The organism is Nocardioides jiangsuensis, from assembly GCF_019679455.1.
Lineage (GTDB): Bacteria > Actinomycetota > Actinomycetes > Propionibacteriales > Nocardioidaceae > Nocardioides_C > Nocardioides_C jiangsuensis.
In genome coordinates, this window is record NZ_JAIEZQ010000001.1 from 664,516 (window position 1) to 678,151 (window position 13,636).

At 71.3% G+C, this 13,636-nt stretch carries 14 protein-coding genes; 6 read left to right on the forward strand and 8 right to left on the reverse strand.

Translation table 11 applies throughout. The features are described 5' to 3' along the window. Positions 1–150: 150 nt before the first annotated feature. The 4 genes from K1X13_RS03135 to ctaC all read right to left on the reverse strand — a co-directional run bounded on the left by K1X13_RS03135 (position 151) and on the right by ctaC (position 4,688). Positions 151–1,332, reverse strand: coding sequence for a L,D-transpeptidase (locus K1X13_RS03135; RefSeq protein ID WP_221023565.1), 1,182 nt, complete (start codon positions 1,330–1,332; stop codon positions 151–153). A 244-nt stretch (positions 1,333–1,576) separates the two neighbouring features. Continuing rightward, entirely contained in the window at positions 1,577–1,975 is a 399-nt protein-coding gene (locus K1X13_RS03140) for a cytochrome c oxidase subunit 4 (protein WP_221023566.1), read from the reverse strand. Further along, the gene (ctaD, locus tag K1X13_RS03145; protein WP_264082271.1) at positions 1,972–3,720 is read right to left on the reverse strand and encodes an aa3-type cytochrome oxidase subunit I; all 1,749 of its coding nucleotides are present in this window, start codon (positions 3,718–3,720) and stop codon (positions 1,972–1,974) included. Before ctaD ends, K1X13_RS03140 begins: the two co-directional genes overlap by 4 nt. A 53-nt stretch (positions 3,721–3,773) precedes the next feature. Then, positions 3,774–4,688, reverse strand: a complete 915-nt coding sequence (gene ctaC, locus K1X13_RS03150) for an aa3-type cytochrome oxidase subunit II (protein WP_308249364.1) — start codon at positions 4,686–4,688, stop codon at positions 3,774–3,776. 94 nt (positions 4,689–4,782) lie between these two features. On the opposite strand from ctaC, the gene K1X13_RS03155 reads away from it, so the two are divergent. Together K1X13_RS03155 and K1X13_RS03160 are read left to right on the forward strand one after the other, a co-directional pair. Beyond that, complete coding sequence (locus K1X13_RS03155; protein ID WP_221023568.1) at positions 4,783–5,946, forward strand: cysteine desulfurase family protein; 1,164 nt, start codon at positions 4,783–4,785, stop codon at positions 5,944–5,946. Then, the gene (locus K1X13_RS03160) at positions 5,943–6,218 is read left to right on the forward strand and encodes a sulfurtransferase TusA family protein (protein WP_308249365.1); all 276 of its coding nucleotides are present in this window, start codon (positions 5,943–5,945) and stop codon (positions 6,216–6,218) included. The genes K1X13_RS03155 and K1X13_RS03160 overlap by 4 nt, the downstream gene beginning before the upstream one ends. Before the next feature lie 32 nt (positions 6,219–6,250). Here K1X13_RS03160 and K1X13_RS03165 read toward each other — a convergent pair whose 3' ends face one another. Next, on the reverse strand, positions 6,251–7,237 hold the full coding sequence (locus K1X13_RS03165; protein WP_221023569.1) for a carbohydrate kinase family protein: 987 nt from the start codon (positions 7,235–7,237) through the stop codon (positions 6,251–6,253). A gap of 98 nt (positions 7,238–7,335) precedes the next feature. Here K1X13_RS03165 and K1X13_RS03170 point away from each other — a divergent pair, with 98 nt between their 5' ends. After that, complete coding sequence (locus K1X13_RS03170) at positions 7,336–7,587, forward strand: hypothetical protein (RefSeq protein ID WP_221023570.1); 252 nt, start codon at positions 7,336–7,338, stop codon at positions 7,585–7,587. A gap of 336 nt (positions 7,588–7,923) precedes the next feature. On the opposite strand, the gene K1X13_RS03175 is transcribed toward K1X13_RS03170, so the two are convergent. The 3 genes from K1X13_RS03175 to K1X13_RS03185 all read right to left on the reverse strand — a co-directional run bounded on the left by K1X13_RS03175 (position 7,924) and on the right by K1X13_RS03185 (position 10,813). After that, positions 7,924–9,012 carry a ScyD/ScyE family protein gene (locus K1X13_RS03175; RefSeq protein WP_221023571.1) on the reverse strand — a complete coding sequence of 363 codons (1,089 nt, stop codon included), beginning with the start codon at positions 9,010–9,012 and terminating at the stop codon, positions 7,924–7,926. 229 nt (positions 9,013–9,241) lie between these two features. Next, positions 9,242–9,607 carry an iron-sulfur cluster insertion protein ErpA gene (erpA, locus tag K1X13_RS03180; protein ID WP_221023572.1) on the reverse strand — a complete coding sequence of 122 codons (366 nt, stop codon included), beginning with the start codon at positions 9,605–9,607 and terminating at the stop codon, positions 9,242–9,244. Between the two features lie 108 nt (positions 9,608–9,715). Next, complete coding sequence (locus tag K1X13_RS03185; RefSeq protein ID WP_221023573.1) at positions 9,716–10,813, reverse strand: glycerate kinase family protein; 1,098 nt, start codon at positions 10,811–10,813, stop codon at positions 9,716–9,718. A 49-nt stretch (positions 10,814–10,862) separates the two neighbouring features. On the opposite strand from K1X13_RS03185, the gene K1X13_RS03190 reads away from it, so the two are divergent. The 3 genes from K1X13_RS03190 (at position 10,863) to K1X13_RS19555 (ending at position 13,625) form a co-directional block, all read left to right on the forward strand. Further along, complete coding sequence (locus tag K1X13_RS03190) at positions 10,863–11,753, forward strand: GNAT family N-acetyltransferase (RefSeq protein ID WP_308249366.1); 891 nt, start codon at positions 10,863–10,865, stop codon at positions 11,751–11,753. A gap of 30 nt (positions 11,754–11,783) precedes the next feature. Further along, entirely contained in the window at positions 11,784–12,971 is a 1,188-nt protein-coding gene (gene nadA / locus K1X13_RS03195) for a quinolinate synthase NadA (protein WP_221023574.1), read from the forward strand. 210 nt (positions 12,972–13,181) lie between these two features. Then, the gene (locus tag K1X13_RS19555; RefSeq protein WP_221023575.1) at positions 13,182–13,625 is read left to right on the forward strand and encodes a transglycosylase family protein; all 444 of its coding nucleotides are present in this window, start codon (positions 13,182–13,184) and stop codon (positions 13,623–13,625) included. Positions 13,626–13,636 lie beyond the last annotated feature (11 nt).

A 13,636-nucleotide genomic window follows, 5' to 3' on the forward strand; every position in this document is an offset into this window, starting at 1 on the left:
GCGCGCTCTTAGCCGGGTCGATCCCCCGCAGCACGTGCAGGTGATCGACCCCGGGAGGCGGTGGAGGCGGTGGAGCCGCCGCGGCTCCAGCAGGATCCGACGGGTCAGCGAACCGCCCCGCGTCTCAGGACGCGGCAGGGCCGCGACAGGTCAGGAGAGGGCGGAGCCGGCCTTGTACTCGTCGAAGCTGAGGTTCCAGTCGGTGTAGCCGTTCCCGGGCTCCATCGTGCGGTCGGTGCCGGTCACCACGACCACGTCACCGCGGCGGGACATGTCGAACAGCCAGGCCGCGTCGCTCATGCTCATCCCCACGCAGCCGTGGCTGACGTTGTCGGAGCCCTGCGAGCCCTCGGACCACGGGGCACCGTGGATGAACTCCCCGGAGTAGGTGACCCGCATCGCGTACTGCACCTTGAGCCGGTAGTACTCCGGGTCCTTCTTGTCGATTCCGATCGTGCTGGCGTCCATCACCTTGGTGCGGAACTTCTCCATGATCACCTTGGTGCCGCTGCGGGTGGTGAACCCGTCCTTGCCGGCGGTCACCTGGATCGTCCGGAGCAGGTCGCCGTTGCGGAACACCTTCATCTGGTGCTTCGCGACGTCCACCTTGCTGATCAGCGCGTCACCCACGGTGAAGGTCGTGGACCGGCTCTCCTGGCCGTAGATGCCGTTGCCCGCCGGGATGCTGTTGATGTCCGCGTCGACGGTGACCTCGGTCCCGGGCTTCCAGTACGTCTTGGGGCGCCAGTGCACCTCGTTGTCCGACAGCCAGGTCCAGGCCCCCTGCTGCGCCGGCGTCGTGGACACCGACAGGTGCTTCTCGATGGCGGCCCGGTCGGTGACGGGTACGTCGAACCGGACGATCACCGGCATCCCGACCCCCACCGTCTCGCCCTCCAGGGGCGCGATGGACGCGAAGGTCTGCTGGTCGAGCGTGAGGTCCTCGGTGCGGAACCAGGAGCGCGACTCCGCCTCGAGGCCCTCGTCGTCGACCGCGACGGCGTCGACGGAGTACCTCAGGCCGGGCTCGAGCCGCTCGCTGGAGGTCCAGGTGGTCCGGTCCTTCGACAGCGTCCCGTCCAGCTCGTCATCGCCGCCGCCCACCTCGACCGCGACCTGGGAGAACGTGCCGTCCGACGCGGTCAGCCTCACGGCTCGGTCGACGGTCACGGCCTTCGCACGGTCAGGGATGTTCGAGGCCACCGACGCCGCGGAGACGGGCGGGGCGCTCGACGTGGCCGCTCCGGGGCCCGCGGACTCCCCCGCCGACGGCTCCTCCGCGCCGGCGGTGCAGGCGGCGGCGACGACACCCAGCGCGAGCAGACCGGCCATCGTGGCCGCACCACGACGGGATTCGTCACGAGAGCCGCGACGTGGTCCGGGGCGGGCGTCGGAGCGCGCGGGAAGGACGTGACGAACGGGCATGGGTTCCCCTCGGAGACTGCACGGGCCTCACCAGCGTAACAACGGCACGCGTCAGGTCAGAAAAACGCGCGGTGACGGTCCTCACACTGAGGACCGTCACCGCGCGTCGAGCTACCCTGCGGAGCCGGCCGGGGCCGGGCCAGGGAAGGGCTCAGTGGGCGTGCTCGCCCCGGTAGTACTCGTAGATCCAGCCGGTGAGGGCGACGGTGCCGAGACCGGCGCCGATCACGAACAGCCACCAGGCGCCGAAGGCGACCGAGAGCACGATCACGGCCAGGGTCATCGCGCACCACAGCGGCCACCAGCTGTACGGCGGGAAGAAGCCGAGCTCCCCGGCGCCGTCCGCGATCTCGCCGACCTTGTTGTCCTCCGGCCGCGGCTCCATGCGCGAGGCGTGGAAGCCGAGGTAGAAGGTCACCAGCACGGTGAGCAGCGCGGTCATGACCAGCGCCGACGTACCGGTCGGGTCCTGGGTGATGAACCAGTAGGCGGGGGCAACGAGGGCGAAGAAGACCGCGTTGATCCCGAAGATGTAAGTCTCGGCCTTCATCGGTGTCCGTCCTCGTCGTGGCGCTTCTGCGCGTCCTCAGCGGCGTGCTCGACGGTCTCGCCGGCCATCCGCTCCTCCAAGTGGCCCTTGCGGCCGGAGACGTCCGGGGCGTCCACGAGGTCGTCCTCGCTGCGGAGCGCCTCGTTCTCGACCATCTCCAGCGCCGCGACCTCGGGGTGGTGCAGGTCGAACGCCGGCGACTCCGAGCGGATCCGCGGCAGGCTCACGAAGTTGTGCCGCGGCGGCGGCGAGGAGGTGGCCCACTCCAGCGAGCGGCCCCAGCCCCACGGGTCGTCCACGCCGACGAGCGGCGACTTCGCGGACTTGTAGACGTTCCACAGGAACGGCAGCGTCGAGGCGCCGAGCAGGAAGGCGCCGATGGTCGACACCTGGTTCAGCGTGGTGAAGCCGTCACCGGGCAGGTAGTCGGCGTACCGACGCGGCATGCCCTCGACACCCAGCCAGTGCTGCACCAGGAACGTGGTGTGGAAACCGATGAACAGCAGCCAGAAGTGGACCTTGCCGAGACGCTCGTCGAGCATCTTGCCGGTCATCTTCGGCCACCAGTAGTAGAAGCCGGCGAACATCGCGAACACCACGGTGCCGAAGACCACGTAGTGGAAGTGCGCCACCACGAAGTAGGAGTCCGAGACGTGGAAGTCCAGCGGCGGCGAGGCCAGGATGACGCCGGTCAGACCACCGAACAGGAAGGTGGTGAGGAAGCCGATCGACCACAGCATCGGGGTGTCGAAGGAGATCGAGCCGCCCCACATGGTGCCGATCCAGTTGAAGAACTTCACGCCGGTCGGTACGGCGATCAGGAACGTCATGCCGGAGAAGAACGGCAGGTCGACCGCGCCGGTGACGAACATGTGGTGCGCCCACACGGCCACGGACAGCGCCGCGATGCCGAGGGTCGCGGCCACCAGGCCGACGTACCCGAAGATCGGCTTGCGGCTGAACACCGGCAGGATCTCGGTGATGATGCCGAAGAACGGCAGCGCGATGATGTAGACCTCGGGGTGCCCGAAGAACCAGAACAGGTGCTGCCACAGGATCGGGCCACCGTTGGCGGCGTCGAAGACGTGGGCGCCGAGGAGCCGGTCGGCCTCGAGCGAGAGCAGCGCGCCGGCCAGGATCGGGAACGCGATGAGCACGAGCAGGCTGGTGACCAGCGCGTTCCAGACGAAGATCGGCATCCGGAACATGGTCATGCCGGGGGCGCGCATGCAGATGATCGTGGTGATGAAGTTGACCGCACCGAGGATCGTGCCGAGACCGGCCAGCCACAGACCCATGATCCACAGGTCACCACCGACGCCCGGCGAGCGGACCTCGTTGGAGAGCGGGGTGTAGGCGAACCAGCCGAAGTCCGCCGCGCCCTGCGGGGTCAGGAAGCCCGACGCGGCGATCAGGCCGCCGAACAGGAACAGCCAGTAGCTGAACATGTTCAGGCGCGGGAACGCGACGTCAGGGGCGCCGATCTGGAGCGGCATGATCACGTTGGCGAAGCCGAAGAACAGCGGGGTCGCGAACAGCAGCAGCATGATCGTGCCGTGCATCGTGAACAGCTGGTTGTACAGCTCGTCGTTCACGACCTGCTGACCGGGGAACGCCAGCTCGGACCGGATGATCATGGCCATCAGGCCGCCGACCATGAACCAGGCGAACGACGTACCGAGGTACAGCTTCCCGATGAGCTTGTGGTCCGTGGTCGTCATGACCCGCACGATCTGCTGCCCCAGGGGCTTGCGGACCGTGCGTCCGTACGGACGGGTTGCCTCGAATGTTGCGCCGCTCACTGCGCATCTCCTAGCTCAGAGGTTTCGTCGTCGTGGACCTGGTCCTCGCGCCCCGGCTGGGTGACTGCGTCGGAGCCACCGAGGACGGTGCCGACGTTGCCCTGGTCGGCGAGATCCTGCAGGTGCTGCTCGTACTCCTCCACGCTGACCACCTCGACGTTGAAGAGCATCCGCGAGTGGTACACGCCGCAGAGCTCGGCGCACTTACCAACGTAGCTGCCCTCCCGGGTGGGAGTGAAGGAGAAGGCGTTGTCGCGACCGGGGACCACGTCCATCTTGAACAGGAACGCGGGCACCCAGAAGGAGTGGATGACGTCGGGCGAGGAGAGGTTGACCTCCACGGACTCGCCGACCGGGAGGACCAGCGTGGGCGCCTCGGCGGTCGTGCCGACGGTGTAGACGTCGTCGGTCTCGTCGGTGGAGCCGACCGACTCCTCGTTCCGGTAGTTGAACGACCAGGACCACTGCTGCCCCACGACGTCGACCGTGTGGTCGGCCTCGCCGGACTCGGACGCGGTGGCCAGGACGTCGTTCTGGGTCTGCACGGTGAAGTAGAAGAACACCAGCACCATGACGACCGGGGCGACCGTGTAGAGGATCTCGATCGGCAGGTTGTAGCGCGTCTGGACCGGGATCTCGTCCTCGTGACGCCGGCGGAACTTGAACGCGGCGTAGAGGATCAGGCCCCACACCACGACGCCGACGATCATCGCCGCGAGCCAGGCGCCCTTCCACAGGTCGTCGATGAGGGGGGCACGGTCCGTGGCCGGTACCGGCATCGCCAGGCGCCTGATCTGGTCCTGGTCTTCACTGGAGCACGCACCCAGCATCAGCAGTCCGGCGGAGGCAAGCACTGCGGTGCCGGTCCGCGCGCTGAGCTTCCGTGCACGCTTGGGGAGTTGCAGACCCACGAACGAGCCTCTCTCTCAAAGACGACGGTCAGCACCGAACATTACTACCGAGACATCCTCGCCCGTCGCTCAGGTAGGCCGGTAGGTTCCCGGTGTGACCAATTCGACCGGGGCCCCGGCGACGGGCGGCCACGGCTACCTGGACGCGGCCTCCGCCGAGCCGCTGCACCCGGCCGCGCGAGAGGCCCTGCTGGCCGCGCTCGACACCGGTTTCGCGGACCCGCTCCGCCTCCACGGGCGGGGCCGGGACGCCCGGCTGCTGCTCGACAACGCCCGCGCGGTGGTCGCCTCCTGCCTCGGCGTCCGCGACGACGAGGTCAGCTTCACCTCCTCGGGTACCGCGGCCGTCCACCTCGGCGTCCTCGGCCTGCTCCGGGGCCGCGCGCGGGTGAGCACACGTCTGGTCCACTCCGCCGTCGAGCACTCCGCGGTGCTCGCGGCGGGTGACTGGTGGACGCGCGAGCACGGCGGTACGACGGACCCGGTCGGCGTGGACCGCCACGGCCGGCTGGCGGTGGGCGCGCTCGCCGCCGCGCTGGAGCGGCCCGCCGGGGCGGTGGCGGTGCAGTCGGCGAACCACGAGGTGGGCACGCTGCAGTCGCTGGAAGAGGTCTACGCCGGCGCCGGCGACACCCCGGTCTTCGTCGACGCGGCCGCCTCGACGGGCCGGACGGACCTGCCACCGGGCTGGTCCGCGGCCGCCGCCTCCGCGCACAAGTGGGGCGGGCCGGCGGGCGTGGGTGTGCTGCTCGTGCGCAAGGGCGCCCGCTGGCGCGCCCCCTTCCCCACCGACGACCGGACCGACCCGCGGGTGAGCGGCTTCGAGAACGTCCCGGCGGCTCTGGCCGCGGCCGCCGCGCTCCAGGCGCGTCTGGCCGAGCGCGACGAGCTCGACGCCCGGCAGCGCGCGCTCGTGGACCGGATCCGGGACCGGGTCGCCGCGACCGTCCCGGACGTGGAGGTCGTGGGCGACCCGGCGGCGCGGCTCCCCCACCTGGTCACGTTCTCCTGCCTCTACGTCGACGGGGAGGCGGTCGTGACCGAGCTGGACCGGCGCGGTTTCGCGGTCGCCTCGGGCTCCGCCTGCACCGCGTCGACGCTGGCCCCCTCGCACGTGCTCGAGGCGATGGGCGTGCTCACCCACGGGAACGTGCGGGTCTCCCTGACCCGGGACACCACGGCGGACGACGTGGAGCGGTTCCTCGAGGTGCTGCCGGGCGTCGTAGCGGAGATCCGCGCACGGGCGGGGGTCCGGTGAACGCGTCCGGCGAGGCGCGGCACGGCCCGGGCGGGACGCCGCCGGCCGACCTCGAGCTCGACTGCCGCGGGATGCGTTGCCCCCTGCCGGTGATCCGGCTCGCGAACAACATCGGCGACGTCGCCGTCGGGCAGAGCCTCGCGGTGGTCGCCGAGGACCCGGCCGCCCGGTCCGACGTACCGGCGTGGTGCCGGATGCGGGAGCAGGAGTACGTCGGCGAGGGGGTCGCCGAGGACGGCGTGCCGCGGTACGTCGTACGGCGGCTGCGCTAGCCGGCCCGGGGCCGCGGACTGGCGGGCGACCGCTACGGGCGGGGCGTCCGCACGTGCGCGGCGACCTCGGCCGCGGCGGCCTCGCCGTAGGTGTCGGCGAACCGCTTCACGAACGCGGCCTGGTGCAGGCTGTACTCCTGCGTGCCGACCTTCTCCACGACGTAGACCGCGAGCAGGCAGCCGAGCTGCGCGGCCCGCTCCAGCGACAGCCCCCACGCGAGCGCGGCCATGAACCCGGCCCGGAACGCGTCGCCGACCCCGGTCGGCTCGACCTTCGCGATCTCGGGGACCGCGGCGACGACGATCGGGTCCTCGCCCTTGCGCTCGACCCGGACCCCCGCGGCGCCCAGCGTGACCACCCAGGTGCCCACGCGGGAGAGCACCTCGTCGGCGCTCCAGCCGGTCTTCTGCTCGATGAGCGCGGACTCGTACTCGTTGGAGAACAGGATCGCGGCGCCGTCGATCAGCTCGCGGATCATGTCGCCGTCGCCGAAGGCGAGCTGCTGCGACGGGTCGGCGATGAACGGGTACCCGCGGTCGCGGCACTCGTCGGTGTGCCGGAGCATCGCCTCGGGGTCGTTGGGGCCGACCAGCACGTAGTCGACGCCGCCGATCCGGTCCGCGACCGGCTTGAGCTCGATCTCGCGGGCCTCGCTCATCGCGCCCGGGTAGAAGGAGGCGATCTGCGCCATCGAAGCGTCGTTGGTGCACACGAAGCGGGCCGTGTGCTTGCTGTCGGAGACGTGCACCGACTCGCAGTCCACGTTGTGCCGCTCGAGCCAGGAGCGGTAGTCGACGAAGTCCTCCCCCACCGCGCCGACCAGGATCGGGCGCAGCCCGAGACAGCCGAGCCCGAAGGAGATGTTGGCTGCGCAGCCGCCCCGCCGTACGTCGAGGTCCTCGACGAGGAACGACAGCGAGATCTTGTCGAGCTGGTCGACCACGAGCGAGTCCGAGAACTTGCCCCCGAACGACATCAGGTGGTCGGTGGCGATCGAGCCGGTTACGAGCAGCGACACAGGGGGTTCCTCGAGCATCACGGGGGGCGTGCGGACACGCAGAACACTACCCGCGGGTACCGGTGCCGACACTCGCTGGTAACGCCTAGGTTGGGGGTATGACCTACCAGCGACTCGCCTACGACGACGCGTCCAGCTCGAGCGAGATGGCCTCCGACTGCCAGGCGGTGGAGTCGGCGCTGCACCTGCCGGCCCGGCGTACGGCGGCCGAGCGGGCGGCTCGTGCGGCCTCCCGGCCCGCCCCGAGCATCCGCTTCGAGGACTACCCCCGTGACGTCGCGAAGCCGACCATCGCGGTGAGCGACGCGGCGGCCCGTCTCGGCGCCGCCCTGCACCTGCACCTCGACTGAGCCACCCCGAACCGACCCGCCCTCGACCGGGCGAGGATCTTCGCGGAGACTTGTGCAACCGGCTGGCCCGGGTCCTGCCCCGTACGAGAGGGCAGGACCTGGGCCAGCCGATCAATCCCCTGGGCAACCGATGCGTGATACGGCTGCCGGCCAACCTCTCGGTGACCGCCTTTACTCAAGCATCGGCGGCGCTAGTCGCTCAATGACGAGATTTCGCGGTCCGCCATGGCGTGTTCGGGTCATGCAAACCGGGCAGAAGTCACAGGGACCCCCACCCGTCACAGGCGGAGGTCCCTGCTGCCTCTCCGGGCGTCGCCCGGTCGGGCTACGCCGTGCTCAACGGACCCGCCTGATCACGCCGTCGCCGAAGATCGGCGTGGTCACCATCACCGCGCCCCGGCGGCTGACCGCGACGTCACCGGGGAGGCGGATCTTCCCGGACTTGAGGTCGCGGCGCTTGTCGGTGTCGCGGCCGACCCGGATCACGCTGCCGACGAAGGCCGACCTGGGCGCGTTCGGGTCCTCGATGGCCAGCCAGCTCTTCTTGGAGAGCTCGGCGACGTAGAGCGCGCGGCCGCGGCCGGCGGCGAGCCCGACGATGGAGGTGAACCCGTCGGCGTACATGCGGCAGGCGCCCTTGTCCGGCCGCTTGGGGTTGCAGACCGCGCCGTGCGCGTTCGGCGCGACCCGCCACACCGCCGACGTACCCGGGGTGGCCGGGAAGCCGCGCAGCTCGCCGATGTAGTAGTAGCCGTCCGACCCCACCGTGACCGAGGTGATGACCGCCTCCGCCCTCATGCGCGTGCCGGCCGGCGGGGCGTTGTCCCCGAGCCCGTCGGGCACCTCGACGGTGCGCGGCCTGACCCGCGCCACGGTGTAGATCTTGCCGTTCGGGCGCACGCGCAGCAGGTCGTTGTTCGCGGCGTCGGCGACCAGCGCGGACCCGTCGTCGAGCGCCGCGACGCCGTACGGGTTGCTCTCCGACGGGGACTGGGCGAGGTTGAACGGGTCGGGGTCGGTGCGCTGGTAGCGCACGATGTTGGCGACCTTCTCCTGGCCGTCGGCGCGGGTCCAGCGGTAGAGCGTGCTGAGGCCCTGCTTCGCGGGTCCTGCCGGTGCGAGCACGAACAGCTCCCGCCTGCGGTTCATGTCCAGGGCGGGCGCCACGAACGACTTGGGCACCTTGCCGAGCCGGTGGAAGGTCCCCCGCCCCTCACCGCCGCGCTCCACGGAGCCGTAGGCACCGTTGGCCTGGCTGACGATCAGCCGTCCGCCGGGGCCGAAGTCGAGCCCCCGGGGCCCCTTGAGCCCGGAGATCGACTGCTCCTGCGCGACGCCGGGCGCCGGCGCCGAGCCGATCAGCACCGCGGCCACGGCCACCGCGACCGCCGCGGCCGTCCTGCGTGACTTTCCTACCTGTCGCATCACTGCGACCCCCTCTGCTGGTCGTCGAGTCGCGCCGCGGGGCGCGGCACGCCTCTCAAACAACCAAGAGACGGCGCAGTGCCACAATGGCGCGATCGGACCAGCGGACGGGCAGACGGGCCAGGACAGAGCGGGCGGAAGCGGGGCGCAGCAGGGTGTCCCGGACGTGCGAGAAGCCCCCGCCGGCGACCGGTGAGGGCTTCTCGGGAAAGCGGTGGAGCGGGGGCGCCTAGTGGAACGAGTCCCCGCACGCGCACGAGCCCGTGGCGTTCGGGTTGTCGATCGTGAAGCCCTGCTTCTCGATGGTGTCGACGAAGTCGATGGTGGCCCCGTGGAGGTAGGGGGTGCTCATCCGGTCCACGACCACGGCCACGCCGTTGAAGTCGGTGACGACGTCTCCGTCGAGGGTCCGCTCGTCGAAAAAGAGCTGGTACCGCAGGCCGGAGCAGCCACCGGGCTGCACCGCGATACGGAGCGCGAGGTCGGCGCGCCCCTCCTGCTCGAGGAGGCTCTTCACCTTCGAGGCGGCGGTGTCACTGAGGTTGATGCCGTCGGTGCGGATCTGCGACTCGGTGGTTTCGACCTGCTCGGTCATCGTGCGACTCCCAAAATCTGGACAGAAGAACTGCTCGGTTCAATGGTCGCACATCCCCGCTTATTCCCAAGAACGACGCCGGATCCCGCCCGCCGTCCGCCGTGGGCCTCAGCGGGACCAGGTCCGCGCCGCACGCTCGGCGAGCGCGGCGAGGCTGCCGGCCGGGTCGGCGTACGACGCCTCCTCCCCCACCAGCTCGACCATGCTGTACGCCGACTCGATGCCGACGGTGCGCATCTCGCGCGACCCGATCAGCACCTGCCCGGCGAGCGCGATGCACGGCTGCAGCGCCTCCGCGGCCACCGCGGCCACCCCCGAGGGGACCTTGCCGGAGCGGGAGGAGAAGTCGAAGGCGCCCTCCCCGGTGATCACGAGGTCCGCGGCCCGGGCCTTGTCGGGCAGGCCCACCGCGTCCGCGACCAGGGCGATCCCGGGCTCGCGGGTCGCCCCGACCAGCAGCAGCGCGTAGCCGAGCCCGCCGGCCGCACCCGCCCCCTTGGCGAGCGCGAGCTTCTTGTCGGCCAGCGCCGCGAAGCCCTCCAGCATCGCGTCCACGGCCTGCTTCCGGTCCTCGGTGACTCCCTTCTGGGGGCCGAACACGCTGGTCGCGCCGATCAGGCCGAGCAGCGGGTTGTCGACGTCCGTGGCGGCGACCAGCCGCACACCCGCGAGTCGCTCGCGGGCCGGGGCGAGGTCGACCGCGGTGAGGTCGGGGAGGCCGCGGGGGCCGCGGTCCATCGCCCCGCCAGGCTCGGCGACCGCGCCGAGCGCGGAGAGCATGCCGGCCCCGCCGTCGTTGGTGCCGGAGCCGCCGAGGCCGACCACGACGGTCTTCGCGCCCGCGTCGACCGCGGCGAGCACCATCTCGCCGACCCCGCGGGTCGTGGCGCGCTCGGGGTCGCGCTCCTCCTTCGGCGTGAGGTGCAGCCCGCAGGCCTGGGCGCTCTCGACGTACGCCGTGCCGTCGGCGACGAGCACGGTCGCCGGGACCGGCTCGCCGTACGGCCCGCTCACCGTGACCGCGAGCAGGTCACCGCCGAGCGAGGCGTGCAGGACGTCGCAGAAGCCGGGCCCGCCGTCGGCCATCGGCACGAGCACCAGCTCGTCGTCCGGGGCGCGGCGGCGCCACCCCTCCGCGATGGCCTCCGCGGCCTCGACCGCGGTCAGCGTGCCGGCGAACTTGTCGGGTGCGATGAGGACGCGCATACCCCCATCCTGCCCTGCCGCGAGGCCGGCTGCTCGATAGGTTGGCGCAGTGGATGCCGACTACTACGTGCGCGCGATGCGCCCCGAGGACGTCCCCGCCGTCGAGCGCCTGGCCGCTGAGGGCTTCTACGAGCTCGACTCGCGGACCCTGCCGCGGTCCTGGCCGGAGCCGGAGATGCGCAGCGAGGCCAGGGCAGCCGGCTGGCAGCGCCGGATGGAGCACATCCTGGCCCACGACCCCGGCGGGTGCTGGGTGGCCGAGGACCGCTCCGGGCTGGTCGGCGCCGCCGCGGCCCTGCGCCGCGACGTCACCTGGATCCTCGCCACGTTCGTGGTCCGACCCGGGGTCCAGGGCCGCGGGGTCGGCCGGCAGCTGCTCGACGCCGCGCTCTCCTACGGGGACGGCTGCCTGCGGGCGATGCTCGCCGCCTCGGCCGACCCCAAGGCCGCGCGCCGCTACCGGGCGGCCGGCTTCACGCTGCACCCGGCGATGCTGATGACCGGCCAGGTGCCGCGCGACGTGCTGCCGGTGGTCGAGCGGGTCCGCGAGGGCAGCCTCGCCGACATCGACCTGATGAACTCCGTGGACCGGCAGGTCCGCGACGCCGCGCACGGGCCCGACCACGAGGTGCTCACCTCGCTCTTCAGGCTCGTCGTGGTGGATCGGACCACCGGCTCGGGCTACGCGTACGTGCCGCCCGGGGGCGGGACCTACCTGCTCGCCGCCACCAACCGGCGTACGGCGACCGACCTGCTCTGGGAGGCGCTGGCGGCCTCCTCCCCCGACACCCCCTGCTCGATCGCCCACATCTCGGCCGAGAACGAGTGGGCGGTCGACGTCGGGATGGCCGCGCGTCTGGACCTGTACAACACCGGTTACCTGGCTTTCCGCGGGATGAGACCGCCGATGCCGTACCTGCCGAGTGGACACTTCCTCTGAGGTTTGTGACCGTGTGAAAAACTCTGTCTCGTGACCACGACCGACCTGCCCCTGCTCGTGCTCGGCCGCGGCTCCGACGCCGCCTCCGAGCGCGGTGTCGACTGCCCCGGCTCGCTCCCCGCCGCCTCCGACCCCGACCTGGTGGCCCGCGCCCGCGCCGCCAAGGAGGCGCTCGGCGACCGGGTGTTCGTGCTCGGCCACCACTACCAGCGCGACGAGGTCATCGCCTTCGCCGACGTCACCGGAGACTCGTTCAAGCTCGCCCGCGACGCCGCCGCCCGGCCCGAGGCGGAGTACATCGTGTTCTGCGGCGTGCACTTCATGGCCGAGTCCGCCGACATCCTCACCGGACCGGGCCAGCAGGTCGTCCTCCCCGACCTCGCCGCCGGGTGCTCGATGGCCGACATGGCCCGCCTCTCCCAGGTCGAGGACGCCTGGGACGCGCTGGCCGCGGCCGGCATCGCCGACAGCGTCGTGCCGGTCACCTACATGAACTCGTCGGCCGACATCAAGGCCTTCTGCGGTCGCAACGGCGGCGCGGTCTGCACCTCCAGCAACGCGAAGGTCGCGCTGGAGTGGGCGTTCGCGCAGGAGCCCGCCACCCCGGGCGAGCACACCCGGGTGCTGTTCCTGCCAGACCAGCACCTCGGCCGCAACACCGCGGTGCTGGACCTCGGGATGTCCCTCGACGACTGCGTCGTGTGGGACCCGCACCGGCCGGACGGCGGGCTCACCGCCGAGCAGCTGCGTGACGCCCGGATCATCCTGTGGAAGGGCCACTGCTCGGTGCACGGCCGGTTCTCCGCCGACGTGGTCGACGAGCTGCGGGCCACGGTCCCCGACGTGAACATCCTGGTGCACCCCGAGTGCCGGCACGAGGTGGTCACCCGCGCCGACCTCGTCGGCTCGACCGAGTTCATCATCAGGACCATCGAGGCCGCTCCCGCCGGCTCGACCTGGGCGATCGGGACCGAGCTCAACCTGGTCCAGCGCCTGGCCGCGGCCCACCCGGACAAGAACATCGTGTTCCTGGATCGGACGGTCTGCTACTGCTCCACGATGAACCGCATCGACCTCCCGCACCTGGTGTGGGCGCTGGAGAACCTCGTAGCCGGGAACGTGGTCAACGTGATCGAGGTCGACCCCGACACCGAGCGGTGGGCCAAGGTGGCCCTGCAGCGGATGCTCGACCTGCCGGCGAGGACCGCCTCCGCCTGACCGCCGTACCCCTCGTCCCAGTTGTGTGACTCCTCACGTCCCAGGCGTGCCCGACTTGCGTCATTTCGCATGATGCGTAACGTCGAGCACTTGCCCCGAGGTCCGCACGGCAGCCTTCTCCCACCCACCGGCGGACCGGACGTCGAGGAAACACCGGCGGGTGGGAGTGGCGCGTAGCGCTGCCGCAGGCTCCGGACGAGGAGCGATCGAATGCGAACTTTCCCCAGCACCCGCACCACCCGCACCGCCCAGCACCGCCGCCACGGCCGCGTGGCCGCCGCGACCGCGACGCTCGCCACCGCCGTGGCAGCCCCCGTCCTGATGGCCGCGCCGGCCGAGGCCGCCAGCGACACCACCTGGAACCGGCTGGCCGAGTGCGAGTCCAGCAAGAACTGGGACATCAACACCGGCAACGGCTACTACGGCGGGCTGCAGTTCTCCGGCGACACCTGGGACGCCTACGGCGGCGACCACTGGGCCGACCGGGCCGACCAGGCGACCCGCGCCGAGCAGGTCCACATGGCCGAGAAGGTCCTCGACGGGCAGGGCTGGGGCGCCTGGCCCGCGTGCTCCGAGGAGCTCGGCCTCGACGGCGACGACGCCCGCGGTGAGCCGAACAGCGACCCGAACGACGACCGCGACGGCAGGGACTGACCCGAGCACGA